Source organism: Deinococcus maricopensis DSM 21211 (assembly GCF_000186385.1).
Taxonomy (GTDB): domain Bacteria; phylum Deinococcota; class Deinococci; order Deinococcales; family Deinococcaceae; genus Deinococcus_B; species Deinococcus_B maricopensis.
The window spans coordinates 1,241,733-1,265,945 of record NC_014958.1 but is presented as its reverse complement, the minus strand read 5'-3'; the positions used below and the strand labels follow the sequence as shown (position 1 = coordinate 1,265,945).

Sequence of the window (24,213 nt, the reverse complement as noted above, 5' to 3'; positions counted from 1 at the left end):
ATGTGAACATCTGCTCAGATGTGGCGAAATCCGTACTTGCGCCCCAACCGCCCGAACACCTTGCCCATAATGACCTCACCCATGACCCGCTGGCTGACCTACCAACGCGAACGCTTCCCGCTGGCCCGCCACGTCCCGCTGGTCACCCTCACGAGCGCGTGCGTCCTCGCGTACAGCGCCCACGCCCGCGGCGCCACCCCCCCCTGGGCCGCCCTCGTGCCCGCCACCCTGATCGGCCTCACGCTGTTCGCCCAGCTGCGCGTCCTCGACGAATTCAAGGACGCCGCCGAGGACGCCGCGCACCGCCCCTACCGCCCCGTGCCGCGCGGCCTCGTCAGCCTCCGCGAACTCGCGGGCATCGGCGTGGCCCTCGCCGCACTGCAACTCCTGCTCACCCTCGCCCTGCGGCCCGCCGCGCTGCCACTCCTGCTGCTCACCTGGACGTTCATGCTCCTGATGCACCGCGACTTCTTCCTCACCCACCTCCACGACCGTCCGGGCATCGTGCTGCTCACGCACCAACCGGTCGTGCCGCTCGTGCAGCTCAGCGTGAGCGCCTGGGACTGGGCGGGCCGCGGCGCAAGCGCTGGCGCGCTCACGTGGCTGGCCGTCGCGAGCGTCGGCGCGGGCCTCACGCTGGAAATCGGGCGGAAACTCCGCGCCCCCCAGGCAGAGGAACCGGGCGTCACCACCTACACCGCCGCCTGGGGGGCGCGGCGCGCCGTCCTCGCTTGGAGCGCCGCGGCCATCACGGGCGCAGCCGCCGTGCTGCTCGGCACCGCCGGGCAGGTCCTGCCCGCCGCGCTGGCCCTCGGCACACTCGCCCCCCTGTTGCTCGCAGCCGCGCACTTCCCCGCCCAGCCCACCCCGTCGGCCGCGCGCCGCTTGGAGCCGCTCAGCGCCGTAGCGGTCCTCGGCGTGTACCTCGGCCTCGCCTTCGGGCGGCCCGCGTGAGCGTCCTCGCCACCCCGCACGAAGCGCAGGCGGGCGCGGCCGGCGGCAAGGCCCGCGCGCTCGCGCAGTTGCAGAGCGTGCACCGCATTCCCGCTTGGATCGCCCTGAAGCCCGGCGCGTGCCCGCCCACAGCCGACCCGGACGACCTGTACGTCCCAGAGGCCGTCTGGGCCGAAGTCGCGGCCGCCCTCCCCACCCTCGGCACGCCCCTGTACGCCGTGCGGTCCAGCGCGCTCGACGAGGACGGCGCCGAGCATTCCTTCGCGGGGCAGCTCGCGTCGTACCTGAACGTGCCCCCCACCGAGGTGCGCGCACGCATCGCGGACGTGTGGCGCAGCGGCCTGAGCGGCCACAGCCTCGCGTACCGGCGTGAGCGCGGCCTCGCCCCTGCCACGCCGCCCGGCGTGATCGTGCAGGCGATGGTGCCCGCCGATCAGGCCGGCGTGGCCTTCAGCGCGGACCCGGTCACGGGCGAGCGGGACGTCACGGTCATCAGCGCTGTGCCCGGCCTCGGCGAGGCGCTCGTGAGCGGCGAACTGACCGGCGCCACGTACCACGTGCAGGGCGAACGCGTCACCGGCACGGACGCCCTGCTGCGCCGCGAGGACGTCATGGCGGTCGCGCGCCTCGCACGCACCTGCGAGGCGCACTTCGGCGCGCCGCAGGACATCGAGTGGGCGCTGCACGCCGGAGAGCTGTACCTGCTGCAGTCCCGGCCCATCACGACCCTGCGGGCGTTCGAGCCGCGCACGTGGTGGGACAACAGCAACATCGTCGAGAGCTACAGCGGCGTCACGACGCCCCTCACGTTCAGTTTCGCGCGGCGCGCGTACGCGAACGTGTACCGCCGTTTCGTGCGGCTGCTCGGCGTACCCGACGCGGACATCCGCGCGCACGCGCGCGTGTTCGACGGCATGATCGGCCTGGTCGGCGGGCGCGTGTACTACAACCTCACGCACTGGTACGTGGCGCTCGCGCTGCTGCCGGGCTTCCGCGTGAACCGCCGCTTCATGGAGACCATGATGGGCGTCGCCGAAGGCATGCCCGCGGACCTGCACGTGCAGTCCACGCGGGGCCGCGCGCAGGACGCGCTGTACCTCGCGCGGACCGTGGGCGGCCTGCTGGGCGCGTACCGCCGCCTGCCCCGCATGCGCGAGGAGTTCCTCGCGCGCCTGAACCGCGTGCTCGCGCCCGCCGACCCGCCCCTGCACCAACGCACCCTCGGTGGACTCGCCGCGCACTACCGGGAGCTGGAGAGCGAACTGCTGGACCGCTGGGACGCGCCCCTCGTGAACGACTTCTTCGCGATGATCTTCTATGGTGTCCTGAAGACCCTGTGCGTGAAGTGGCTGGACGACCCGCACGGCACGCGCCAGAACGACCTGATCACCGCCACCGGGCAGATGGTGAGCGCCGAACCGGCGCGCCTGATCGCGGACCTCGCGCGCCTCACGCCCCCCGAACTGCGGCCTACGCTGGAGGTCGGCACGCCCGAACAGATCCAGGTGGCTGTGCGGACCGTCCCGGCCCTGCGCGCCGCAGCGGACGCGTACCTCGCGCGGTTTGGGGACCGCACACTCGACGAACTGAAGCTGGAATCCACGACGCTCACGGACGACGAAACGCCGCTGTGGCGGTCCGTGGCCAGCCTCGCGCGGCACGGCGAGCCCGCGCACGGCGCCGAAACGAAACGCGACCACGCCGAGGCCGACGCCCTCGCGCGCCTCTCCCCCCTGCGCCGCGCCGTGTTCCGCTGGGTGCTGCGCGAGGCGCGCGCGCGCGTCCGCGACCGTGAGAACCTGCGCCTGGAGCGCACACGCGCATTCGGCCGCGCCCGCACGCTGCTGCGCGCCGCCGGCCAGCACCTCGCGGACGCGGGCGTGCTGGACCGCGCGGACGACGTGTTCTACCTCGATGTGGAGGACGTGCTGGGGTTCGCGGAAGGCACCGGCAGCACCCGCGACCTGGGCGGGCTCGCGCGCGTGCGACGCGCGGAGTTCGAGCGGCACGCGCTCGCGCCCGCCCCGCCCCGGCGGTTCGCGACGCGCGGCGCGGTCGGCCTCTCCCCCACCGAGGTCGCCGCGAGCGCCCGCCCGCCCGCCGAGGGGCCGGTGCGGGCGGGCCTGGGCTGCTCGCCGGGCGTCCTGCGCGGCCCCGTGCGGGTCGTGCGGGACCCGCGCACCGCGAACATTCACGAGCCGACCATCCTGGTGGCGGAACGCACCGACCCCGGCTGGATTCTGATCCTGCCGATGGCGCGCGCACTCATCGTGGAGCGCGGCAGCCTGCTGTCGCACAGCGCCATCGTCGCGCGGGAACTCGGCATTCCCGCCGTCGTGGCCGTGGACGACCTGATGGACTGGCTGCAGGACGGCGACGAGGTGGAGCTGGACGGCGCGAGCGGCACGGTGCGGCTGCTGCGCCGCGCGAACGAGGAGGGCTGAGATGTCCGAGATTCTGACGAGAGCGAAGTTCGATCAGGTGCGCTACGCGCAGGTGTGGGAGGACGCGGACACCCTGCTCGCCGCGCTCGACGTGCAACCCGGCGACACGGTCCTGAGCATCGCGTCCGCGGGCGACAACGCGCTGGCGCTGCTCACGCGCGACCCGGCGTGGGTGGTGGCCGTGGACCTCTCCGCCGCGCAGCTGCACTGCCTCGCGCTGCGCGTCGCGGCGTTCCGGGCGCTGGAGCACGCGGAACTGCTGGAGCTGGTGGGGTCCGTCCCCTCCGACCGGCGCGCCGCGCTGTACGCCCGCTGCCGCCCGCACCTGGACGACGCAGCGCGGGCATTCTGGGACGCCCGCCCGGACGGCGTCGCGGCCGGCATCGGGACAGGGCAGGTGGGGAAGTTCGAGCGGTACTTCGACCTGTTCCGCCGCCGCGTGCTGCCGCTGCTGCTCAGCCGCGCAGACATCCGCGACCTGCTCACGCCGCACAACGAGGCGGAGCGGCACGCGTTCTATGCGCGGCGCGTGGACACGTGGCGGTGGCGGCTGCTGTTCCGGCTGTTCTTCTCGCGCGCCGTGATGGGCCGCCTGGGGCGTGACCCCGCCTTCTTCCGGTACGTGCAAGGCAGCGTCGCCGGGCGCATCCAGGCGCGCGCGCAGCACGCCATGACCGCCCTCGACCCCAGCGCGAACCCGTACTTGCAGTGGATCGTGACGGGCACGCACGCGCGCGCCCTGCCGCTCTGGCTGCGCGCGGAGCACTTCGGGACCATCCGCGACCGCGTGGACCGCCTGACGTGGCGGCAGGCGAGCGTCGAGGCGTACCTGAGCGAGGCGGGGCCGCGCAGCATCGACCGGTTCAACCTGTCGGACATCTTCGAATACATGAGCGAGGACGCCACAGGCGCGCTGCTCGCGCGCCTCGCGGACGCCGGGCGACCCGGCGGGCGCCTCGCGTACTGGAACCTGCTCGCGCCGCGCAGCCGCCCGGAGGCGCTCGCGGGCCGCCTGGGCCCCCTGACGGACCTCGCGGCCACCCTGCACGCCGGGGACAAGGCGTTCTTCTACGACCGCCTGGTGATCGAGGCCGTCCGGTGACGCCCACGGGCGGCATCCTCGTGGCGGCGACGCTGCTGCTGGCGCTGCTCGGCGGCGCGCGGACCCTGCAGGTCCGCGCGCGCCTGCACCCGGAAGTCGCCCGCAAGTGCATGCATGTGGGCGTGGGCCTGATCGCGCTGAGCTTCCCGTGGCTGCTGCGCGAGGCGTGGGCGGTGTGGACGGTGTGCGCCGTCGCGGTCTTCACGCTCGTGTCGCTGCGCGTCGTGCGGACCCTGCGGGACAACGTGAGTGGCGTGCTGCTGAGCGTGGAGCGCACCTCGCTGGGGGACGTGTACTTCCTGGGTGCCGTCGGGGCCCTGTTCACACTCGCCGGGCGGGACACGCTGCTGTACGTCATTCCGCTGCTGGTCCTCACCTTCGCGGACGCGGTCGCCGCGCTGATCGGCGTGCGGTACGGGCAGCGGCGGTTCGTGGCGGCGGACGGCGTGAAGAGCGTGGAGGGCAGCGCCGCGTTCGCGCTCGCGGCGTTCTTCGCGACGCACGTGCCGCTGCTGCTGTTCACGGATGTGGGCCGCGCGGAGACGCTCGTGCTGAGCGCGCTCGTTGGGGTGCTCGTCATGCTGCTGGAAGCGGTCGCGTGGGAGGGGCTGGACAACCTGTTCATTCCGCTCGGCACGCTGGTGGTGCTGCGCGGCCACCTCAGCGTTCCGTTGGACGTGCAGGTCCTGCACCTACTGCTGGCGCTGGCCCTCACCGCGCTGGTGTTCGCGGCGCGGCGCGCGCTGCCGCTCACGGCGGGCGCACTGATCGGCGCGGCGTTCATCGTGTACGTGTGCGGCACGGTGGGCGGGCCGGCGTGGATGTACGCGCCCATCACGGTCGCGGCCGCATGGGGTGTGCTGCGCGTCATGGACCCGCGCGCGCCCGGCGAGTACGGCGTGCAGGCGGTCGGGAGCCTCGCGGCGCCGGCGCTGCTGTGGCTGCTGAGCGCCCGTTACCTCGACCGGCCGCAGGACGCGTTCCCGTTCACGGTTGCGTGGGCGGCGCAGCTCGCGTGCCTGTGGACGTTCGTGTACGCGCCCGGCCCGGGCCGCCTGCCGTCCCCGCTGCCGACGGTGCTGAGCGGCGCGCTGCTGCTGCTGCCGTACGTGGTGATGAGCGGCGCGGACCGCGCGGACTGGGCGCGGGGCGCGGCGGGCGTGCTGGCGGTGGCCGCGGCGGTGCTGACCTGCGCGGCCCTGCGCACGCGCGCGCCCCTGCCGCTGAGCACGCAGGTGACCGTGGCAGGCCTGGCGAGCCTGGTGGGGTTCTTGCCGCTCGCCCCCTGAGGGGCCCGGCGTTGAAGTTCGTGTGACAAAGCCCCCTGGGCGCGTCATGCTCACGGTGTGCCTCCCCTGACCCTCACGACGCAGGCTGTCCCGCCGCACCCCGAGTTACCGCCCGTGCCGCCAGGGCCCGCCCCGGACCTCCTGTTGCACGCCGTAGAGGACGGCGTGGCGGTCGCGCGCGCAGGCGTGTGGACGCGCGGGCCGACCTGGGCGGGCCGCCGCACGGGCCTGATCGGCTTGTACGCCGCCGTGCATGATGACGCCGGGCGGGCGGTGCTGAACGCTGCGTGCACGCACCTGTCGTCGGGCGGTGCGGACCTGGCAGTGGGGCCGCTGAACGGCAGCACGTGGTTCAGTTACCGCCTCGTGACGGACGTGGGCGACGCGCCCCCATTCGCGCTGGACCTGCACACGCCACCCGCAGACGTGTCCGTCTGGGCGTCGGCGGGGTTCAGCCCGCTGCTCACGTACCACAGCGCCGTGGCCACGCCCGGCACTTTACCGCCAGACCCGCGCGCAGCGGACCTGCGCGCGCGCTTCGCGGACGTGACGGTGCGCCCGCCCGGCCCGGACCTGAATGCGGATCTGCGCGCCATTCACGCGCTGTCCCTCGCGGCGTTCGCAGGAAACCCGTTCTACGCCCCGATTCCGTTCGGGGCGTTCGAGGCGCTGTACGCGCCGCTCCTGGCGCGCGCGCCGCTCGACTGGGTGTGGCTGGCGGAGCGGCACGGCGAGCTGGTCGGGTTCATGTTCAATGTCCCCGACCCGGCGTGGCCCGGCACCCTCGTCGTGAAGACCGTGGCGGCCCGGCCGGGCCGCGCGAACGCCGGGCTGGGCCGGTTCCTCGCGAACGAACTGCACGCACGGGCGTTCCGGGCGGGGTTCGCGCGCGTCGTGCACGCGCTGATGTGGGACGGGAACGACAGCGCGGCCCTGAGCGCCCGGCGTGGGCGCGTGATTCGCCGGTACGCGCTGTTCGCGCGGGAGCTGGCCAGTGAATGAAAACCTCGCGGCGCTGCTGTACGCCCTGGCGGATGAGCGCGGGCCCGCGCCCGCCATCATGGATCGGCGCGGGCGGACGCTGAGTTTCGCGGGGCTGGCGCGGGAGGCGCGGCGCGTCGCGACGGTGCTCGCGGAAGGGGGCGTGCGGGCCGGGGACCGCGCGCTCGTGCTGGTCCCCATGAGCACTGACCTGTACGTGACGCTCGCGGCGCTGTGGACGATCGGGGCGGTCCCGACCGTCGTGGACCCGTCGGCGGGCCGAGCGTACGTGCGCCGTTGTCTGCAGCGCGCGGCGCCCCGCGCGCTGATCGGCATTCCGAAGGCGCACCTGCTGCGCCTGCTGGTGCCGGAGGTGCGGGCCGTGCCGCTCAGGTTCCGGGTGGGCGGCGTCGTTCCGGGCGCGGCGGACCTGCGCGCCCGGCCGCGCGGGCCGCTGGTCACGCCGGCGGTCCTGCCGGGTGAGCACCCGGCGCTGGTGACGTTCACGAGCGGCAGCACCGGTCAGCCGAAGGTGGCGGTGCGGACGCACACGTTCCTGCGCGAGCAGCACCGCGTGCTCGCCCGCCACCTGGACCTGCGGGCGGGGCGCACCGACCTTGTGACGCTGCAGGTGGTGGCCCTTATGAGCCTCGCAAGTGGCGCGGCGATCCTGCTGCCGGATTCCGCGCTCGGGCGGCCCGCGCGTCTGGACGCGCGGGCGGTGCTGCGGCAGCTGGCGCGCACGCCCGCGCGCATGGTGGCGGGCAGCCCCGCGCTGCTCGACACCCTCGCGCGCGCCGCCCTGGCCCGCGCCGCGCCCCTACCGTTCGAGCGGGTGTACGTGGGCGGCGGGCCGGTCTTCCCGCGCACGCTGGAGGCCCTGCAACGCGCCGCGCCACTCGCGCAGCTTGTGAGCGTGTACGGCAGCACAGAGGTCGAGCCGATCGCGCATCAGGCGTGGGCGGACGTGACCGCCGAGGACCTCGCGCGGACGCAGGCGGGCGGGGGGCTGCTGGCGGGGCGGCCCGTGCCGGAGCTGCGGGTGGCGCTGCTCCCCCCGCAGGACGGGCCGTTCGGGTACGCGTCCGAGGCGGCGCTCCTCGCGGCCACCTGCGCGCCGGGCGAGGTGGGCGAGATCGTCGTGAGCGGCGCGCACGTCTTGCCCGGCTACCTGTACGGCGAGGGGGACGCGGACACGAAGTGGCGTGACCCCGCGACGGGGCGGGTGTGGCACCGCACGGGCGACGCCGGCACCCTGGACGGCGCGGACCGCCTGTGGCTGCTGGGGCGCGTGGGCGCGCGCGTGACGGACGCGCGGGGCACGCTATACCCGTTCGCGGTGGAGGCCGCCGCGATGACGCACCCGCGGGTGCGCCGCGCGGCCCTGCTGGGCGCAGAGGGGCGGCGGGTGCTGTGCGTGGAGTGGGACGGCGCGCCTGACGCGCACCTGCCGTCGGCCCTCGCATGGGCGCAGCTGGATGAGGTGCGGGCCGTGGCACAGATCCCGGTCGACGCCCGTCACAACGCGAAGGTGGATTACGCGCAGCTGCGCGTTACAGCGACACGGTGACGCCCTGCCCCTAAGCGGCGGCCTCGGTCAGGTACGCGTCCAGGGTGCGCAGGAACGCGGCGAGGTCCGCGTCCGGCTCCGTCTGCCCCTGGACGCTCCGCAGGGTGCGCTGCAGCACCGGCAGGTCGCCGGGCCGGAGGTCCTGCGGTTCGAAGGTGACGCCCAGCGCGTCGCCTGCGGGCGCCCAGAGAACACGGAGGGTGCGGTCCTTGAGCGCGCCCGGCAGGATCAGGACGCGCGGATCGTCGGTGGTGTCCGGGGTGGCGTGTCCGTCGAGGGCGGTCCAGTACAGCAGGCCGGGTTCGTCCGTCGGCATGCGCGCAGGGTACCGCGCGGCCCGCACGTGCGGGCCGGGTGCGCGCGCACGCTAGACTGCAGACGTCATGAAAACCACTCTGCTGTTCACGCTGGCCATGCTGGCCGGTGCGGCGTCCGCGGCGCCGTTGACGGTCACGATTCTGCACACGGACGACCTGCACGGGCATTTCGAACCGACGAAGATCGGGCAGAACCAGTACGGCGGGTACACGCGTCAGGCGACGCTGGTCCGGCAGTACGGCGCGCAGGACCCGAACCCGCTGGTCCTGTCCGGCGGCGACACCTTCCAGGGGACGCTGCTGTACAACGTGTACAAAGGCCTCGCGGACGTGCTGTTCATGAACCTGATGGGGTACGACGCGATGGCGGTCGGCAACCACGAATTCGATGACGGCCCGGGGGCGCTCGCGGCGTTCGCGCAGCGCGCGCGCTTCCCGATGCTCGCCGCGAACCTCGACCTGAGTGCCGAGCCGCGCCTGCGGGACCTGATCAAGCCGTACGCAGTGCTGAACGTGGCGGGTCAGCAGGTGGGCGTCATCGGCGCGATCACGCCGGACCTGCCGCTGATCAGCAGCCCAGGCGAGAACGTGAAGATGCTGGACCTCAAGGCCAGCCTGCAGGGCAGCGTGCAGGCGCTGCAGGCGCAGGGCGTCAACAAGATCATCCTGCTGTCGCACCTGGGGTACACGTTGGAGAAGGACGTTGCGGCGAGCGTGCCCGGCATTGATGTGATCGTGGGCGGCCATAGCCATACGCTGCTCGGCACGTTCGACAACAAGGACTTCCCGGCGAGCGAGGGGCCGTACCCGACGGTCGTGAACAACCCGGACGGAAACCGCACGCTGATCGTCGCGGCGTGGGAGTGGGGCAAGGTCCTCGGGCGCATCCAGGTGACGTTCGATGACGCGGGCGCCGTGAACACCTGGGCGGGCAACCCGATTCCGGTGACGATGGACATCGCCGAGGACGACACGGCGCGGCGCATGCTGCAGACGCTGACGGTGCCCATCGCCAACCTGCGCCGTCAGGTGGTGGGGCAGGCGGCGACGCCGCTGAACGGCGCGCGCGAGATCGTGCGCCAGCGGGAGAGCACCATGGCGAACGTCCTGGCGGACGCGGCGCTCGCGGCGGGCCAGCGGGCCGGCGCGGTCATCGGCCTTGTCAACGGCGGTGGCGTGCGCGCCAGTATCGACGCGGGCCCGATCACATTCGAGGAGGCCATCACGGTGCAGCCGTTTGGGAACACCCTGACGATCCTGGACCTGACGGGCGCGGAACTGAAGGCGGCGCTGGAGCACGGCGTGGCCACGTGGAGCGAGAACAAGGGGCAGTTCCTGCACGTCAGCAAGGGCCTGCAGTACACCTTCGACGTGACCCGCCCGGCGGGGCAGCGCGTGACGAGCGTGACGTTCAACGGGCAGCCGCTGGACGACTCGCGGACGTACACGGTCGCGGTGAACACCTTCACGGCGAACGGCGGGGACGGCTTCGACGTGCTGAAGAACGCGAAGGGCCGCCGCCTGGACACGGGCACGCTGGATATTGACCTGCTCGTGAACTACCTGCAGGCGCAGGGCACCATCAGCGCCGCGAACGAGGGGCGCATCACGGTGGTCGGCGCGAAGTAACGCGCGCCGGGCGGCCGGTCCCGGGCTTGGGACCGGCCGCTCGACGTGTGGCGCGGTCAGAGCAGGACTTTACTGCACGTAGAAGTCGAAGCCGCACAGGCCGCAGGTGCCCACAAAGCCGCTGCTGTTCGCGGACGTGCGTGCGCGGTACACGGCCCACAGGACCTTGCGGTAGTCGCTGCTGAGGTACTGGGCGTCCAGACCGTGGTTGGCCCAGTAGGTGCGGGCGGTGGTGTACTCGGCGTCGGTGGGGGTGTAGCCGACGTTGTAGGCGTACACCTGGCTGGTGGGGCCGTACCCGGCGTAGCTGAGTTGCAGGGTCGTGTACAGGTTGGTCCAGGCGCCCTGCCATTCCGCGCCGTAGGTGGAGCGCATCAGGATCTGGGTTTTGCTGAAGGTCTGCGTGACGACCTGCGCGTAGCAGTTCCCGTCGGCGATGTCGATGGTGTAGGTGGAGGGGCCGCAGTTGTACGTGCCGGCGGGGAGGCTGCGTTCGGCGGACGTGGTGTACGGCTGGCCGTTCCAGAATTTGGTGTAGGTGGTGGCGGTGAGCGTGAAGTTCTGACCGTGCCCGGCGATTTTCACGTAGGAGGTGGTGGCCTGCGCGCCGAGGGTGGCGGGCGCGGCGGGGGTGCTGGTGCAGGCGCTGAGGGCCGAGGCGAGGATAAGGGCGGGAACGGTCAGGCGGAGGGTGTTGGTCATAGGGAACCTCGGTTTCACTGTGCCGGGTCGGGTGGGGGGCCGGGGGCGCAGGTGCGGCGCGGCGCGCAGAGGTTCCTCACACGTGGAAGCGCACGTGTGGTTGCAGGGTTGAGGGCCGGTCACCTGGCGGTGCCGGCCCTCTGCGTGGCGCCGCGCGTCGCGGCGCCACGCGGTTCAGGCGCCGACGCGCAGGGTGAGGCCGCGCAGTTCGTACCCCTTAATGAGGTCGTTGCGGGTCACGCGGGGGCGCGCGGCGAGGCGCAGGTCGCGCAGGCTCAGCAGGCGACGCAGGAAGATGTCGGTTTCCTGAATGGCGATGTACGCGCCGGGGCAGCGGTGGTGGCCGTCGCCGAAGCTCATGCCCTGGCCGGGCACGCCGCGCGGCAGCGGGCGGGCGGGGCACACGGCCTGCGGGTCGTCACCGACGGTGCGTTCATCGAGGTTGGTGTCGTACACGTGCACCTGAATGAGGCTGCCGGCGGGAATGACGGTGTCGCCCACCGGGACGTCCGCGACGGCGCGGCGCACGAGCTGCGCGACGACGGGTTCCAGGCGCAGCAATTCGAGGAGCAGCGCGTGGCGTTCCTGTTCGGTGCTGTGCAGGTACGTGTGCCGCAACTCCGGGTTCTCGAGCAGGTGCCAGGTGGCGACGCTGATGAATTCGCGGGTGGTGACCATGCCGGCGGTGCCGTACGTGACGCATTCCGTGAGGATCTCAATGTCGCTGTAGCCTTTGGCGAGGACGTGCGAGATGACGTCCTCCTGCGGACGGGCGCGGCGCGCCCGGATGGCAGGTTTGACGTCGAGGAACAGGAAGCTGAGGAGCTCGGCGCGGTTGAGCTGCGCTTTGAGGCGGACGCCGAGCGTGCCGGGCTGTCCGGGTTCGCCGGCTTCGACGAAGCGGGCGATGCGGCCGGCCATACCGGGCAGGAGGCTGTCGGTGAGGCCGACAACGCGCGCGGCGACCTGCACAGCCATGCGGAGGCTGAGGTCGTCGAGGTTCGCCTGTCCGCGCGCGACGAGTTCGCCAACAAGGTCGTCGGCGAGGTTCTCCATCATGCGGCGGTACGAGCCGACGGTGACGGGCGTGAAGTACTTGGCGGTCTGGCGGCGCATGTCGTGGTGCGCTTCGCCTTCGAGAAACAGCACGGGCGGGTTCACGAGGGCGCCGCTGTCGGTGACGTCCTCGCTGTGGAAGCCGGCCTGGCGGACGTGTTCGCTGCGCAGGACCGCGCGGGCCTCCTGGAAGCCGTGGACGTGGTAGGTGCCCTGTGCGTCGCGGGTGACGGCGGGGCCGGTGTGGGGGGTGTCGAAGTTGGTTTTCTGGGGGCTGTGGAAGGGGCAGGTGGCGGGGGCGGTGGTCATGCGGTCTCCTTGGGGGTAGGGAGGTGCGCGGCGAGGCCGAGCAGGCGCTCCAGGGTACGGGTGGCGTGGGGGGCGTCGGGGCCGAGTTCGTCGAGTAGGGGGTTGGTGAGGGTGCGGACGAGGTCGAACCCGAGGGTGAGCAGGTGGGTGCCGTGGGGGGTGAGGGTGTAGTGGAGGCGGCGGGCGTCGCGCGGGTCGGCGGTGTGGGTGACGGCGCCGGCGCGGGTGAGGGTGTCGAGGGTGCGGCTGATGACGTAGCGCGGGAGGTGCAGGGCGCGGGCGAGGGCGGAGGGGGTGGTGTAGTCGGGGTTCTGGAGGTGGCTGAGGGCCATGAAGTCGCGCAAGTCCAGGCCGACGTGCGCATTGAGGTGGTCCTCGATGCGTTCGGCGAGCGCGCGGTACACGAGCCAGTACGCGCTGAGGAATTGCAGGGCGGGGTCGTGTTGCGGGGGGGCGTTCATACGGTCAGGGTGGCACACGTCCGGATGAGATGTTTGCAGATTGCAATTACCTTTGACTGTTGGCGCCTTCACGGTTTTCACCGGACACGCGCGACAATGAACGTCATGCCTGCGTTCCGCTCGGCCCCCCTCACGGCCCTCCTGGTCCTGCTGGCCCTGAGCGGCACCGCCCTCGCGCGCGTGCGCCTCGGCGAACCCCTGCCCGCCCACCCCTGGGCCGACGCGCCCCGCGAGGTGCTGGTCGTGTACTCCCACGACTGCGGCGACCTCGGCCCGCTGTGGAGCGCCATTGAGCGCGCCGGGCTCCCCGTCCGCGCCGTGAACGCCGAGGACGTCCCCGCCCCCGCCCCCGCCGGCCTGCCGGTGTGGCGCGGCGCGGACGCCACCACCTTCGCGCGCACCCTGAAGGTCCGCGCCTACCCCACCGTCCTGCTCGTCCAGAGCGGCCGCATTCTGAACGCCTGGGAGGGCACCTTCACCGCCTCCAGCCTGCCCGCGCCGGACACCCGCTGACACGCGGGGACGTTCACCCCACCCGGACTCGCTAGATTGAACGCATGAGCAGCGCGCCCACCGTCACCATCGCCTTCCTCGCGGGCCTCGTGTCGTTCCTGTCCCCGTGCGTGCTCCCGCTGGTGCCGTCGTACCTGGGCGTGCTGGGCGGCGCGCGCGCCCCCATGACGCGCGCGCTGGGGTTCGTGCTGGGGTTCGGGCTGGTGTTCGTGGCGCTCGGCGCGACTGCCAGTTCCCTCGGCGCGCTGCTGCTGCAGTACAAGTACCTGATCGGACGCGTCGCGGCGGTCCTGATCATCCTGTTCGGCCTGGTGATGCTGGGCGTCATTCGCCTGCCGTTCCTGATGCGAGACACCCGCACGGCGCTGTACGGCGCGGACCGCTACGGCGCCGTGGCGCTCGGCGCGGCGTTCGCGTTCGGGTGGAGCCCGTGCCTCGGGCCGGTGCTGGGCAGCATTCTGGGCCTCGCGGCGAGTGGCGCGAGCCTCCCGCTGGGCGTGGGCCTGCTCGCCGCGTACACGCTGGGCCTCGCCGTGCCGTTCCTGCTGGCCGGCCTGCTGTGGAACCGCCTGAACCTGCGCGCCCTGAACAAATACAGCCCGGTGTTCGAGAAGATCGGCGGGGCGCTGCTGGTCCTCGTGGGCACCCTGATCGTGACGGGGGCGTTCACGCGCCTAAACAGCTTCTTCTTCGAGGTCACGCCCGCGTGGCTGCGGCTGTAACACCCGACCCGTACGCCGTGCAGCTGCGGGGCGTGAGCCTGCGGCTCGGGCAGGACGCGGTCCTGCGCGGCGTGGACCTGGACCTCGCGCGCGGCGAGGCCGTGACGCTCCTCGGCGCGAACGGCGCGGGCAAGACGACGCTGCTGCGCGTCCTCGCGGGCGCGCTCGGCGTGTCCCGCGGCGACGGGCGCGTGTTCGGGTTCGCGCTGTCGGACCGCCGCAGCCTGCGGGAACACACACACCTGATGGCCTTCGACGGCGCGGGCCTGTACCCGGACCTCACGTGCCGCGAGAACCTCGCGTTCACGCTGCGGATGTACGGCCTGAGCGGCGACGTGGACGGCGCCCTCGCGCGTGTGGACCTGACGCGCGCCGCGGACCGGCGCGCACGCTTCCTGTCCGCCGGGATGCGCAAACGCCTCGCGCTCGCCCGCGCGCTCCTGGCAGGCCGACCCCTCACGCTTGTGGACGAACCCTTCGCGAACCTCGACGACGACGGCCGCGCCGTCGCCCTGGACGTCCTGCGCGACCTGCACGGGCGGGGCGTGACGCTGGTCGTCGCGGCGCACGAACCGGAACTCGCGCGGGCCGTGGCCGCCCGCGCACTGCGCCTGCAGGGCGGCGCACTCACGGAGGCGCCGTGAAGCGCCTCCTGGCGCTCGCCGCGAAGGACGCGCGCCTGGCGGGCCGCACGCGGGACGTGCTGCTGTCCACGTTGTTCTTCGGGACGCTGGTGCTGATGGTGCTGGCGTTCGGCCTCGGCCCGGACGAGAACCGCATCCGCGCGGGCGCGGGCGCGGCCGTGTGGACGGCCCTGGCGCTCGCGGCCGCCACCGCCGCCGGGCGGGCGTTCGCGGCAGAGCAGGAGGCGGGCGCGCTGGAGCAGCTGCTGCTGTACCCCGGTTCGCACGAGGGCGTGTACCTCGCGAAGCTGCTGTCCACGTTCACGCAGCTGCTGGTGGTGGCCGCGCTGCTGATCGTCGGCGGGCTGGCGCTGTTCGACGCGTTCGGCGGGCAGGACGCGCCGCGCGTGCCGCTGCCGCTGCTCGGCCTGACGTTCCTGCTGGGGCTGCTGGGCCTCACGGCGGCGAGCACCTTCTACGCGGCCGTGACCGTGAACCTGCGCGCGCGTGAGGCGCTCCTGCCCGCCCTGGCGTTCCCCGTGCTGGTGCCGGTCATCCTGGCGGGTACGCGCGTGACGACGCTGCTGCTCGCGGGCGATGCAGGCGATGAGGTGCGCGCGTGGCTGACCTTCCTCGTGGCGTTCGATGTGGGCAGCATCATCGTGAGCGCGCTGCTGTTTCCGTACGCTGTGGAGTGAACCATGCGTCACTCTGCAGGCGCTCCGGCCACCCGCGCGCTGCACGCGGCGGACGTTATGCACCTGCGGCAGCTCACGGCGTGAGGCGCTCACCGCGCATGGGTGGGCCTTCTCGGCCGAGCCCACTGGGGGCGGGGCGCGCTGTTTCGGGGCATTCGGACTTGGTTTTTATGCCCATCTGGACGATGCTGAGCGTACGGTAACGCGTCCGGGCACCTCATGGCTTCACGGTCCGGGACGCCACCTTGGGAGACAATAACGGATGATGCGTGATCGCCTGACAACTGGACTTGGCCTCGTGACCCTGCTGCTGCTGCTGGTGGGCTTCACGCTGGCGTTCGTGGTGCCGCCCGACGTGAACCAGGGTTCCCTCGTGCGGCTGATGTTCGTGCACGTGCCCAGCGCGTGGTTATCGTACCTCGCGTACGGCGGGACGGGCCTGTTCGGCCTGCTGTACCTCATCACGCGGGGGCGTTCGTTCGACCGGCTGTCCATGGCCAGCGCGGAAATCGGCCTGGTGTTCACGGTGAGCACCCTGGTGGGCGGCATGCTGTGGGCGAAACCCACCTGGGGCACGTACTGGGTGTGGGAGCCACGCCTCACGACGACGGCGCTCAGCCTGCTGATCTACGGCGGGTACCTGCTGGTGCGCGGCATGATTGAGGAGCCGGAACGCCGCGCGCGCGTGGCCGCCGTGATCGGCGTGGCGGGCACGCTGTACGTTCCCGTCAACTACATGAGCGTGTACTGGTGGCGCAGCATTCACCAGACGCCCACGCTGAACCTGCTCGGCAAGGTGCAGTTCAAGGCCGCCCCCATCTACGGCGTGGAGCTGCTGATCATGACGGTCGCGTTCACGCTGCTGTACGTCTACCTGCTACGCGTGCGCGGCACGCTCGCGCGCCTCGCCGAGGAACGCGAGGAACGCGCCTTCGACCTGGAGGTCCGCCATGGATAAGTACAGCGTGTACGTCCTGATCGTGTACGCCGTGACGTTCATCGTGCTGTTCGGCTACCTGTACTTCGTGTGGTCGCGCCTGTGGCACGAACGCGCGCAGCAGCCGGAGGACCGCGCGTGACCCAGCCCCCGCTGCCCGGCACGCCCCTGCCGCGCGCGCGGCGCCGCAAGCGCCAGCCGCTGCCGTACGCGCTGGCGTTCGCGGGGCTGATCGGCGTTGGCGCCTTCCTGGCGTACGGCAGCCTGAACAAGAGCCTGGAGTTCTTCGTGACGCCCGTGGAGTACCAGCAGCAGCAGGCGACCCTGCAGAACCGCACGCTGCGCCTCGGCGGGCTCGTGAAGGCCGCGCAGTACGACCGGGACACCCTGAACCTCAGCTTCACCATCACGGACGGGACCGCCAGTTACCCCGTACGGTACGTGGGGGCCGTGCCGGACCTGTTCAAGGAGAACCAGGGCGTCGTGGTGCGCGGGCACTTCCAGCAGGGCGTGTTCGTCGGGCAGGAGCTGCTCGTGAAGCACAGCGAGGAGTACCGCACGCCGAAGAACCAGGCGGACGTGCGCCGCCTCCTCGAAGAAACCACCAACTGACGGTTGTGGCGCCGCGCGGCGCCGGGGAGAGTCGTGCTGAACTTGATTTCGTTTGAGGCGTCGCCGATGGGCGCGCTCGGGCAGCTGAGCCTGCTCGTGGCCCTCGCGTTCGCCCTGTGGGGCGCCGCACTGGGCGTCCTGGGCGGCGTGCGCGGTGACGCGCGCGCCACGGGCGCCGCGCGCCGCGCGTCGTGGGCGGTGTTCGCGTTCACGACGCTGGCGCTGCTGGTGCTGCAGAGTTCCCTGCTGCGGGACGACTTCAGTGTGCGGTACGTCGCGGAGCACAGCATGCGCGCCAGCCCCACGTGGGTGAAAGTCGTGACGCTGTGGGCGGCGCTGGAGGGCAGCATCCTGCTGTGGGCGTGGATGCTCTCGCTGTACGCGTTCGTGCTGAGCCTCACGCTGCGCCGCGACGCGCTCGCGCCGTGGGCGATGGGCGCCATGTTCGTGTCCTTGATCTTCTTCCTGGGCGTGGACGCCACCATCGCCAGCCCGTTCACGCCGCTCGCCAGTATCCCTGCGGACGGCGCCGGTCCGAACCCAGCCCTGCAGAACCACTGGATGATGGCCGTGCACCCCGTGCTGCTGTACCTGGGGTTCGTGGGCCTCGCGGTGCCGTTCGCGTACGCGGTGGCCGCGCTGGTCACAGGCCGCCTGACGAGCGCGTGGGTGACGCAGACGCGCCGCTGGACGCTGGTCGCGTGGACGTTCCTGACGGCCGCCATCGTGGCGGGCGGCTGGTGGTCGTACGAGACGCTCGGGTGGGGCGGGTACTGGGCGTGGGACCCGGTCGAGAACGCCAGCTTCATCCCCTGGCTGCTCGCGACGGCATTCCTGCACAGCGTGCAGATTCAGGAGCGCCGCAGCCTCCTGAAAGCATGGAACGTGTGGCTGATCGTGCTGGCGTACGCGACGACGGTGCTGGGCACGTTCATCAACCGCAGCGGCGTGGTGCAGAGCGTGCACGCGTTCGCGAGCGGCCCGGTCGGCGCGGTGTTCCTGGGGTTCCTGGCGTTCATTCTGGTGGCGGGCTTCGCGCTCGCCGCGTGGCGCGGGCCGCTGCTGCGCGACGAGGACGACGCGCCGAGCGCCGTGAGCCGCGAGGGCGCGTTCCTCGCCGCGAACTGGCTGTTCCTGACGTTCAGCGTCATGGTGCTGCTCGGCACGCTGTTCCCGGTGCTGGTGGAGGCCGCGACGGGCCGCAAGACCAGCGTGGGCTCGCCGTTCTTCAATGCGTTCGGCGTGCCGCTCGGGCTGGGGCTGCTGCTGCTGATGGGTGTGGGGCCGCTGCTGCCGTGGCGGCGCGCGCCCGGCGAGCGCCTGCGTGAAGCGCTGCGCGTGCCCGTCGGGGCGGGCGTCGTCGCGGGCGTGCTCGCGTTCGCGCTGGGCGCGCGCGTGCCCGGCGTGGCCCTCACGGTCGCGCTCGCCGCGTACAACGTGGCCGGCCTGATCGTCCTCACGGCGCGCGCCACGCGCACGCGCGGCAGCTTCGCGGCGCTGTTCCCGGAGCAGCCGCGCCGCATGGGCGCGTACCTCGCGCACCTGGGGCTGGTCGTGCTGGCACTCGGCGTGGCGTTCAGCGGCGCGTACAAACGCAGCGACGAGGTGACGCTCCGCACCGGTCAGAACACCACTGTCCTCGGGCACACGCTGACCCTGAACGGCCTGAGCAACGAAACGCACCCGGAGCGCCGCAGCCTGATCGCCGACGTGCGCCTCGACGGCGCGAACTTCCGCCCGCGCAACAACGTGTACCTGCAGGCCGGCGATCAGCCGTTCCCCACGCCGGCCGTGCGCTACGCCGTGCTGGGCGACACGTACCTCGTGCTGACCGCCGCCGACCCGCAGGGCGGGTGGGCGAGTGTGCGCCTGATCGAGTCGCCGCTGGTGTCATGGATCTGGGTGGGCACGCTGGTGATCGTCGCGGGCGCCGTCCTGACCCTCACGCCCGCTCGCGTGCAGCGCGCCGCCGTGCAGTCCGTGGCGCTGCCCGCCGACTGAGCTCACCCGGCCCGCTTCCCTCAACGAATGGAGTCCTAACGTGACCACCTCCCCCTCCTCCCCTCCCGCGGTGCCCACGTGGCGCCGCCTGCTGCCGCCCGCGCTGGCGTTCCTGCTGGTCGTCGTGTTCGCCGTGGCGTTGACGCGCCAGAGTGACAGCGCCCGCACGGGCGCCACCGGCCCGCTGGTCGGTAAGGCCGCACCGAACTTCACCCTCAAGGACCTGAACGGCAACACCGTGACGCTCGCGAGCCTGCGGGGCCGACCGGTCCTGCTGAACTTCTGGGCGTCATGGTGCCCACCGTGCCGCAACGAGGCGCCGCTGCTCAGCGACGTGGCGCGCCAGCAGCGCGCGCAGGGCCTCGCCATCGTCGGCGTGATCTACGCGGACGACAACGTGTCGGCGCTCAGGGACTTCATCGGCGAGTACAACCTCGCGTACCCGAACGTCCGCGACCCGGGCAGCCGCATCGCCATCGATTACGGCGTGGCGGCCGTGCCGGAAACGTTCTTCATCGACAAGACCGGCGTGATCCGCGCGCACGTGCGTCAGGAGGTCACGCGGGACGTCCTGACCCGGCAGTTGAAGACCATCGGGGTCAGCCAGTGAGAACGCTGCTGGCGCTGCTGCTGTGCCTCGCGGGCGTCGCGCTGGCGTTGACGCCCGCGCAGGAGGGCCGCGCGCTGTCCATCGGGAACCGGCTGCGCTGCCCGGTCTGCCAGGGGCTGCCCATCACGGAAAGCGGCAACACCATCAGCAAGCAGATGCTGCGCGAGGTGCGCGAGCAGGTGCAGTCGGGCCGCAGCGACGCGGACATCTTCGCGTTCTTCGCCACGCGGTACGGCGACACGGTGCTGCTCGACCCGCCCAAAAGCGGCGTGAACCTGCTGCTGTGGGGCCTGCCCGCCGTGATGTTCGCTATTGGCGGCGCAGTGCTGTTCGGGTACCTGCGCCGCGCGCGCCTGCCCGTGACGGCGCCAGACGTGAGCCCGGAAGCGCTGGCGCGTGTGGACGCCGAACTCGCGCGCCATGACAAGGAGCGCCCATGACGCTGGCGGTGCTGTTCACGCTGGCGCTGCTGGTGATCGCGACGGTTCTGCTGGTCGCGCACCCGCTGAGCCGACCCGCGCCGGACGTGGTCGACGACGGGCACGAGGACCTGCTGGCCGAGCGCGAAGCGCTGCTGCGCGCCCTGCGGGACCTGGACGACCAGGTGGACCGCGGGGAGCAGGACGCAGACGCCGTGCACGCGGAGCGTTCGCGCCTGCGGGGCCGCGCGGCGCGGGTGCTCGCGCAGCTGGACGCGCTCCCGCCCGTGCCGACGCGCCCGAACGCGAGCGTCGCCCGCCCCGCGCTGCTGACGCTGCTGGTGATGGCCGCGCTGGTGGGCGTGGGCGCCCTCACGGTCCTGCCGCGCTGGCAGCTGGCCGGGCTCTCCACCGGGGAAGCGAAGGCCGTGCAGGAGGTCGTGCAGATTCCCGCGTTGCGCGCCACCGCCACCCGCACGGGAACCGAGGCGTCGCTGCTCGCGTGGGGCCGCGCGGCGTTCGCGGCCGGCCGGTACGCCGAGGCCGCGCAGGCGTATGCGTCGGCGCTCAAGCAGAACCCGCAGCAGCCCGAGGCGTTGCGTCGCCTCGGCATCTACCTTGTCACGCAGGGCGACCCGAAGAACGTGCAGCAGGCGTTCCTGCTGGTGCGCGGCGCCGCGCAGCTCGCCCCGAAAGACCCGGAAAGTCAGCTGTTCCTGGGCTTCGCGCTGACGCACTTCGGCGAGGACGAGGCGGCCCTGAAGGCCCTGCAGACGTACCAGAAGCTCGACCCGAGCGGCCGCGACGCGGACGAGACGATCACCGCGATCCGCACGCGCCTCGGGCAGAGCACGCCGGGTACGCGCGTGTACGCGGCCAGCTGCGCGTCCTGCCACGGCCCGGACGGACGCGGCGGCATCGGCCCGAACCTGCACCTCTCGAACCTCACGCGCGCGCAGGCGCAGGACGTCATCCTGCACGGCCGGGGCGCCATGCCCGCCTTCCCGAACCTCAAGGGTGAGGAACTGCGCGGCGTGCTGGACCTCGTCATGAAGTGGCAGGCGGAGCCGTAATGCCCGTCACGCGCCGCGCGCTGCTGGAGAAGTGGTGGGTGCTGCCGGTCGCGGCGACCGTCGGCACCTTCGGGTGGCTGGGGCTGCGCGCCACGCGCATCCTGACGGGCAAGGGCAAACCGGGCGCGCCCGCCTTCCAGGCGGTCCCGGCGGTGCGCGTGGCCGCCCTGTCCGCGCTGCCAGGGGCGTGGTCGAGCGTGAACTTCCGCGCGGGCGGGCGTGAGTGCGTGCTGCTGCGCCTCCCCTCCCCCACCGAGGACACCGTCACGGTGGGCGGCGCGCACCTCGCGGCGTTCAGCCGCGTGTGCACGCACCTGGGCTGCGCCGTGAACGTTATGCGGGACACGGAGGCGCTCGCGTTCAGCTTCAACTACCGCACGGACCACCCGGTGCTGGGCTGCCCGTGTCACTTCAGCGTGTTCGACGCGCTGGAACGCGGGCAGGCGGTGTTCGGGCAGGCGCTCGCGCCGCTGCCGCGCGTGCGCCTCGAAGCGCGCGGCAGCGCGGTATACGCCACGGGCCTCGAGCCGGCCCCGCCGCTGAGCAGCTGAGCGCGCAGTGCGCGCTGTCGTTCGTGCCGGGCGGGACCATCCGCCCGGCACGCCGCGCCTAGAATGCGGGCATGACCGTGCCCGAGCTGAAGTTGAGTGGCGCGAGCGTCCTGGAACGGGCCGCGCGCGGGGAGCGCCTCACGCACGCGGACGTGACCGCGCTGTACGACCTGCCCCTGCCGGACGTCGCCGCCGTCGCGCACGAGCTGCGGACGCGCCGCGCCAACCCCGACGTCGTCACGTACCTGATCGACCGGAACATCAACTACACCAACGTCTGCAACGTCGCGTGCAACTTCTGCGCGTTCTACCGCACCAAACGCCAGAAGGACAGCTACGTCCTCGACTACGAGCAGATCTCCGCGAAGATCCGCGAACTCGAAGCGGTCGGTGGGACGCGCATCCTGATGCAGGGCGGCGTGAACCCGGACCTGCCGCTGGACTACTACACGGGCCTGCTGCGCCACATCAAGGCGCACCACCCGACCATCCGCATCGAGGCGTTCAGCCCGGAGGAGGTGCTGTTCATGGAACGCACCTTCGGCCTGACCCTGGACGCCCTGCTCGACACGCTGATCGAGGCGGGCCTGGACGGCCTGCCCGGCGCGGGCGGCGAGATCCTCGAAGATGAGGTCCGCGCCAAGGCGGCGCCCGCGCGCATCCGCAGCGAGGACTGGTTCCGCATCATCGACGCGGCGCAGCGCAAGGGCCTGTACACAATCAGCACCATGGTGATCGGCTTCGGGGAGACGTACGCGCAGCGCGCCGCGCACCTCCTGAAGATCCGCGAGCAGCAGGACCGCGGCCTCGGCCTGTACGGGAACGGCTTCGCGGGCTTCGCGATGTGGACGTTGCAGACGGAGCACACGCGCCTGCACGGCAAGGCGCCGGGCGCGAGCGCGTACGAGTACCTGCAGCAGCTGGCCATTGCGCGCATCGCGCTGGACAACGTGCCGAACATCCAGGCGTCATGGCCGGCGCAGGGCTTCAAGGTTGCGGGCGCGGCGCTGTACTACGGCGCGAATGACCTGGGCAGCACCATGCTGGAGGAGAACGTCGTGTCGGCGGCGGGCGGCCATGATCGTCACCGCGCGACCGAACGCGAGTTGATCCGCATTGCGCACGACGCCGGGTTCACGCCCGCGCAACGCAACAGCTTCTTCCAGGTGATCCGCTACCCCGACCTGATGGCGTTGGGCCTGGTCGAAGCGGCCGTCAGCGCCGACTGAACGCGCACGCGCGGCGCGGCCCCCGCACGTGCGGGGGCCGCGCCGCGCATTGAACGCAGGGGTGAGGGCGGGCCTCTGGGGCCGGGCTGACCGGGCGCGGTTCAGTCGGTGTGGGCGTAGCGTTCGATGTCCGCGAGGGACTGTTCGTACAGGGCTTGCGGGATTTCCGGCAGGAGCGCGAGCGTGAGGGCCGCGTCCTCAAGGGTGGCATGGGCGCTGTCGTGCTGCCAGGCGTGCGTCTCCGCGCGCAGCAGCACGCTCGCGCCGTCGATCAGGACGCGGACGCGGCCTTCGTCGGTGCGGGTGTCGCTGAGGTGGCGAAACATGCCTCATGGTACCGGCCCACCATGAAAAAAGGCATCGGCAAAATGGTGGAGACAGAACCGCACGGGGTTGTCTGGCCGCCCGTCACCGCAGTGACCCGCGCGCGTCTGGGTTCCTCGTGGACCTTGTGGTGGCGCGCTCGCGCAGGCACCGTCACCGTGCGGTGGGGCGGCCCGAAGCGCCCGCAAGCATGAGGATCCTCACGGCGAGCGTGGCCGCCAACAGGAGCCTGATGCCGCACCCACCACGGCCCCGAGAAGCGTGCCGAACCGCCCTCGGTGGGTGTACGGCGTTCGCCGCGGCGCGCAGAAATGAGGCGGACCGGGCAAGGCAGCATGTTAGGCTTCGCGCACATGCAATCCACCATGGCGGTTCTTTTCGCGGTGACCATCACGTTCGCGGTCCTGTTTCAGCTGGCCCTCGCAGCGGGCGCCCCCTGGGGCGCCTACGCCATGGGTGGCGCCCATCCTGGCCGCTTCCCCGCGCCGCTGCGGGTGGCGGCGCTGTTCCAGGCCGCGCTGCTCAGCGCGATGGCTGGGGTGGTGCTCGCCCGCGCGGGCGTGGGCCTGCCCGCGTGGGCGTCCGGGGCGCCGTGGTTGATCTGGTGCGTCGTGGCGTTCTCGGCCCTCAGCCTGGGCCTCAACCTGATTACGCCCAGCGCGGTGGAACGCCGGATCTGGGCGCCCGTGGCGCTCGTGCTGCTCGCGAGCAGCGTCGTGGTCGCCCTGGGTGCCCGCTGAGCCCCGGGCGAACACAGGCTCCAGACATTCAGAGCCGCTCGAACGGGAGGGCGCGAACGACGAGCGCCTCCTGACGGAACTGCACGCGGACCGTCTCACGGTAGTGCGCCCACCACGCGCGGTCGAGGACCTCGACCATGACTTCGTAGATGACCACGTCGTCGTGGACGCGTTCACCGTCGTCCTCCCATTCTCCGTGGGCGGGCGCGCGGACGTACGCCGTGAGGCCACCGAAGCGGGCCGTGAGGTCCGCCCGCACCTGGGCGTACAGGGCGGGCGGGAACGGGGTGTGCTCGTTGTCGGTGAGGGGCAGCAGCAGTTGCACGAGGTGCATGCCGCCAGTGTAG

27 protein-coding genes are annotated in these 24,213 nt (G+C 72.2%); 21 read left to right on the top strand and 6 right to left on the bottom strand.

Translation table 11 applies throughout. From position 1 onward, the window contains the following. Positions 1-81: 81 nt before the first annotated feature. Genes DEIMA_RS17810 through DEIMA_RS05885 form a run of 6 tightly spaced genes read left to right on the top strand, consistent with a single transcriptional unit; the run spans position 82 to position 8,340 of the window. Positions 82-954, top strand: coding sequence for a UbiA family prenyltransferase (locus DEIMA_RS17810; protein ID WP_013556324.1), 873 nt, complete (start codon positions 82-84; stop codon positions 952-954). Next, positions 951-3,398, top strand: a complete 2,448-nt coding sequence (locus DEIMA_RS05905; RefSeq protein ID WP_013556323.1) for a PEP/pyruvate-binding domain-containing protein — start codon at positions 951-953, stop codon at positions 3,396-3,398. Before DEIMA_RS17810 ends, DEIMA_RS05905 begins: the two co-directional genes overlap by 4 nt. 1 nt (position 3,399) lies before the next feature. Beyond that, positions 3,400-4,500, top strand: a complete 1,101-nt coding sequence (locus DEIMA_RS05900; protein ID WP_013556322.1) for a BtaA family protein — start codon at positions 3,400-3,402, stop codon at positions 4,498-4,500. Then, positions 4,497-5,789: a diacylglycerol/polyprenol kinase family protein gene (locus DEIMA_RS05895; protein ID WP_013556321.1), complete on the top strand. Its 1,293-nt coding sequence runs from the start codon at positions 4,497-4,499 to the stop codon at positions 5,787-5,789. Before DEIMA_RS05900 ends, DEIMA_RS05895 begins: the two co-directional genes overlap by 4 nt. 57 nt (positions 5,790-5,846) lie before the next feature. Beyond that, positions 5,847-6,791: a GNAT family N-acetyltransferase gene (locus tag DEIMA_RS05890; RefSeq protein ID WP_013556320.1), complete on the top strand. Its 945-nt coding sequence runs from the start codon at positions 5,847-5,849 to the stop codon at positions 6,789-6,791. Then, complete coding sequence (locus DEIMA_RS05885) at positions 6,784-8,340, top strand: AMP-binding protein (protein WP_013556319.1); 1,557 nt, start codon at positions 6,784-6,786, stop codon at positions 8,338-8,340. The genes DEIMA_RS05890 and DEIMA_RS05885 overlap by 8 nt, the downstream gene beginning before the upstream one ends. A gap of 10 nt (positions 8,341-8,350) precedes the next feature. Here the strand turns inward: DEIMA_RS05885 and DEIMA_RS05880 are convergent, their stop codons facing one another. After that, positions 8,351-8,656 (bottom strand): hypothetical protein, encoded by a 306-nt coding sequence (locus tag DEIMA_RS05880; protein WP_013556318.1) that lies wholly within the window; start codon positions 8,654-8,656, stop codon positions 8,351-8,353. A gap of 67 nt (positions 8,657-8,723) precedes the next feature. Between DEIMA_RS05880 and DEIMA_RS05875 the strand changes: the two genes are divergently transcribed. Then, positions 8,724-10,286, top strand: a complete 1,563-nt coding sequence (locus tag DEIMA_RS05875; protein WP_013556317.1) for a bifunctional metallophosphatase/5'-nucleotidase — start codon at positions 8,724-8,726, stop codon at positions 10,284-10,286. Positions 10,287-10,355: 69 nt separating this feature from the next. Here the strand turns inward: DEIMA_RS05875 and DEIMA_RS18200 are convergent, their stop codons facing one another. The 3 genes from DEIMA_RS18200 to DEIMA_RS16820 all read right to left on the bottom strand — a co-directional run bounded on the left by DEIMA_RS18200 (position 10,356) and on the right by DEIMA_RS16820 (position 12,814). Continuing rightward, a complete protein-coding gene (locus DEIMA_RS18200) occupies positions 10,356-10,988 on the bottom strand; it encodes a hypothetical protein (RefSeq protein ID WP_013556316.1) in 633 nt (210 codons plus the stop codon). Positions 10,989-11,162: 174 nt separating this feature from the next. Further along, positions 11,163-12,353 carry a cytochrome P450 gene (locus tag DEIMA_RS05865; protein WP_013556315.1) on the bottom strand — a complete coding sequence of 397 codons (1,191 nt, stop codon included), beginning with the start codon at positions 12,351-12,353 and terminating at the stop codon, positions 11,163-11,165. Next, positions 12,350-12,814 carry a MarR family winged helix-turn-helix transcriptional regulator gene (locus DEIMA_RS16820; protein WP_013556314.1) on the bottom strand — a complete coding sequence of 155 codons (465 nt, stop codon included), beginning with the start codon at positions 12,812-12,814 and terminating at the stop codon, positions 12,350-12,352. Before DEIMA_RS16820 ends, DEIMA_RS05865 begins: the two co-directional genes overlap by 4 nt. Before the next feature lie 96 nt (positions 12,815-12,910). Here DEIMA_RS16820 and DEIMA_RS05855 point away from each other — a divergent pair, with 96 nt between their 5' ends. The 13 genes from DEIMA_RS05855 to mqnC all read left to right on the top strand — a co-directional run bounded on the left by DEIMA_RS05855 (position 12,911) and on the right by mqnC (position 22,802). Further along, positions 12,911-13,327 (top strand): hypothetical protein, encoded by a 417-nt coding sequence (locus tag DEIMA_RS05855; RefSeq protein ID WP_013556313.1) that lies wholly within the window; start codon positions 12,911-12,913, stop codon positions 13,325-13,327. 44 nt (positions 13,328-13,371) lie between these two features. Further along, complete coding sequence (locus tag DEIMA_RS05850; RefSeq protein ID WP_013556312.1) at positions 13,372-14,049, top strand: cytochrome c biogenesis CcdA family protein; 678 nt, start codon at positions 13,372-13,374, stop codon at positions 14,047-14,049. Next, positions 14,034-14,693 carry a heme ABC exporter ATP-binding protein CcmA gene (gene ccmA / locus DEIMA_RS05845; protein WP_013556311.1) on the top strand — a complete coding sequence of 220 codons (660 nt, stop codon included), beginning with the start codon at positions 14,034-14,036 and terminating at the stop codon, positions 14,691-14,693. The genes DEIMA_RS05850 and ccmA overlap by 16 nt, the downstream gene beginning before the upstream one ends. After that, a complete protein-coding gene (locus DEIMA_RS05840; RefSeq protein WP_013556310.1) occupies positions 14,690-15,370 on the top strand; it encodes a heme exporter protein CcmB in 681 nt (226 codons plus the stop codon). The genes ccmA and DEIMA_RS05840 overlap by 4 nt, the downstream gene beginning before the upstream one ends. 262 nt (positions 15,371-15,632) lie before the next feature. Then, positions 15,633-16,328, top strand: a complete 696-nt coding sequence (ccsA, locus tag DEIMA_RS05835) for a cytochrome c biogenesis protein CcsA (protein ID WP_013556309.1) — start codon at positions 15,633-15,635, stop codon at positions 16,326-16,328. After that, on the top strand, positions 16,321-16,449 hold the full coding sequence (locus tag DEIMA_RS18840; RefSeq protein WP_013556308.1) for a hypothetical protein: 129 nt from the start codon (positions 16,321-16,323) through the stop codon (positions 16,447-16,449). The genes ccsA and DEIMA_RS18840 overlap by 8 nt, the downstream gene beginning before the upstream one ends. After that, entirely contained in the window at positions 16,446-16,919 is a 474-nt protein-coding gene (ccmE, locus tag DEIMA_RS05830; protein ID WP_013556307.1) for a cytochrome c maturation protein CcmE, read from the top strand. Before DEIMA_RS18840 ends, ccmE begins: the two co-directional genes overlap by 4 nt. A gap of 33 nt (positions 16,920-16,952) precedes the next feature. After that, positions 16,953-18,920: a heme lyase CcmF/NrfE family subunit gene (locus tag DEIMA_RS05825; protein ID WP_043816499.1), complete on the top strand. Its 1,968-nt coding sequence runs from the start codon at positions 16,953-16,955 to the stop codon at positions 18,918-18,920. Between the two features lie 40 nt (positions 18,921-18,960). Further along, complete coding sequence (locus DEIMA_RS05820; RefSeq protein ID WP_013556305.1) at positions 18,961-19,530, top strand: TlpA family protein disulfide reductase; 570 nt, start codon at positions 18,961-18,963, stop codon at positions 19,528-19,530. After that, a complete protein-coding gene (locus DEIMA_RS05815) occupies positions 19,527-19,970 on the top strand; it encodes a cytochrome c-type biogenesis protein (protein ID WP_013556304.1) in 444 nt (147 codons plus the stop codon). The genes DEIMA_RS05820 and DEIMA_RS05815 overlap by 4 nt, the downstream gene beginning before the upstream one ends. Beyond that, a complete protein-coding gene (locus DEIMA_RS05810) occupies positions 19,967-21,022 on the top strand; it encodes a c-type cytochrome (protein ID WP_013556303.1) in 1,056 nt (351 codons plus the stop codon). Before DEIMA_RS05815 ends, DEIMA_RS05810 begins: the two co-directional genes overlap by 4 nt. After that, positions 21,022-21,573 (top strand): Rieske 2Fe-2S domain-containing protein, encoded by a 552-nt coding sequence (locus tag DEIMA_RS05805; protein ID WP_013556302.1) that lies wholly within the window; start codon positions 21,022-21,024, stop codon positions 21,571-21,573. Before DEIMA_RS05810 ends, DEIMA_RS05805 begins: the two co-directional genes overlap by 1 nt. Positions 21,574-21,644: 71 nt before the next feature. Further along, positions 21,645-22,802, top strand: a complete 1,158-nt coding sequence (gene mqnC / locus DEIMA_RS05800; RefSeq protein ID WP_013556301.1) for a cyclic dehypoxanthinyl futalosine synthase — start codon at positions 21,645-21,647, stop codon at positions 22,800-22,802. A gap of 101 nt (positions 22,803-22,903) precedes the next feature. On the opposite strand, the gene DEIMA_RS05795 is transcribed toward mqnC, so the two are convergent. Further along, on the bottom strand, positions 22,904-23,128 hold the full coding sequence (locus DEIMA_RS05795; protein ID WP_013556300.1) for a hypothetical protein: 225 nt from the start codon (positions 23,126-23,128) through the stop codon (positions 22,904-22,906). A 351-nt stretch (positions 23,129-23,479) separates the two neighbouring features. Between DEIMA_RS05795 and DEIMA_RS05790 the strand changes: the two genes are divergently transcribed. Beyond that, positions 23,480-23,866, top strand: coding sequence for a hypothetical protein (locus tag DEIMA_RS05790; RefSeq protein ID WP_043816497.1), 387 nt, complete (start codon positions 23,480-23,482; stop codon positions 23,864-23,866). A gap of 28 nt (positions 23,867-23,894) precedes the next feature. Here the strand turns inward: DEIMA_RS05790 and DEIMA_RS05785 are convergent, their stop codons facing one another. Then, positions 23,895-24,200, bottom strand: coding sequence for a hypothetical protein (locus DEIMA_RS05785; protein ID WP_013556298.1), 306 nt, complete (start codon positions 24,198-24,200; stop codon positions 23,895-23,897). Positions 24,201-24,213: the final 13 nt, after the last annotated feature.

Bases quoted from the DNA above. Each gene is read 5' to 3' on its own strand.
- DEIMA_RS17810 (WP_013556324.1), top strand. From the start codon at position 82: ATGACCCGCTGGCTGACCTACCAACGCGAACGCTTCCCGCTGGCCCGC.
- DEIMA_RS05900 (WP_013556322.1), top strand. From the start codon at position 3,400: ATGTCCGAGATTCTGACGAGAGCGAAGTTCGATCAGGTGCGCTACGCG.
- DEIMA_RS05880 (WP_013556318.1), bottom strand. From the start codon at position 8,656: ATGCCGACGGACGAACCCGGCCTGCTGTACTGGACCGCCCTCGACGGA.
- DEIMA_RS05875 (WP_013556317.1), top strand. From the start codon at position 8,724: ATGAAAACCACTCTGCTGTTCACGCTGGCCATGCTGGCCGGTGCGGCG.
- DEIMA_RS18200 (WP_013556316.1), bottom strand. From the start codon at position 10,988: ATGACCAACACCCTCCGCCTGACCGTTCCCGCCCTTATCCTCGCCTCG.
- DEIMA_RS05865 (WP_013556315.1), bottom strand. From the start codon at position 12,353: ATGACCACCGCCCCCGCCACCTGCCCCTTCCACAGCCCCCAGAAAACC.
- DEIMA_RS16820 (WP_013556314.1), bottom strand. From the start codon at position 12,814: ATGAACGCCCCCCCGCAACACGACCCCGCCCTGCAATTCCTCAGCGCG.
- DEIMA_RS05855 (WP_013556313.1), top strand. From the start codon at position 12,911: ATGAACGTCATGCCTGCGTTCCGCTCGGCCCCCCTCACGGCCCTCCTG.
- DEIMA_RS05850 (WP_013556312.1), top strand. From the start codon at position 13,372: ATGAGCAGCGCGCCCACCGTCACCATCGCCTTCCTCGCGGGCCTCGTG.
- ccsA (WP_013556309.1), top strand. From the start codon at position 15,633: ATGATGCGTGATCGCCTGACAACTGGACTTGGCCTCGTGACCCTGCTG.
- DEIMA_RS18840 (WP_013556308.1), top strand. From the start codon at position 16,321: ATGGATAAGTACAGCGTGTACGTCCTGATCGTGTACGCCGTGACGTTC.
- DEIMA_RS05810 (WP_013556303.1), top strand. From the start codon at position 19,967: ATGACGCTGGCGGTGCTGTTCACGCTGGCGCTGCTGGTGATCGCGACG.
- DEIMA_RS05805 (WP_013556302.1), top strand. From the start codon at position 21,022: ATGCCCGTCACGCGCCGCGCGCTGCTGGAGAAGTGGTGGGTGCTGCCG.
- mqnC (WP_013556301.1), top strand. From the start codon at position 21,645: ATGACCGTGCCCGAGCTGAAGTTGAGTGGCGCGAGCGTCCTGGAACGG.
- DEIMA_RS05795 (WP_013556300.1), bottom strand. From the start codon at position 23,128: ATGTTTCGCCACCTCAGCGACACCCGCACCGACGAAGGCCGCGTCCGC.
- DEIMA_RS05790 (WP_043816497.1), top strand. From the start codon at position 23,480: ATGCAATCCACCATGGCGGTTCTTTTCGCGGTGACCATCACGTTCGCG.
- DEIMA_RS05785 (WP_013556298.1), bottom strand. From the start codon at position 24,200: ATGCACCTCGTGCAACTGCTGCTGCCCCTCACCGACAACGAGCACACC.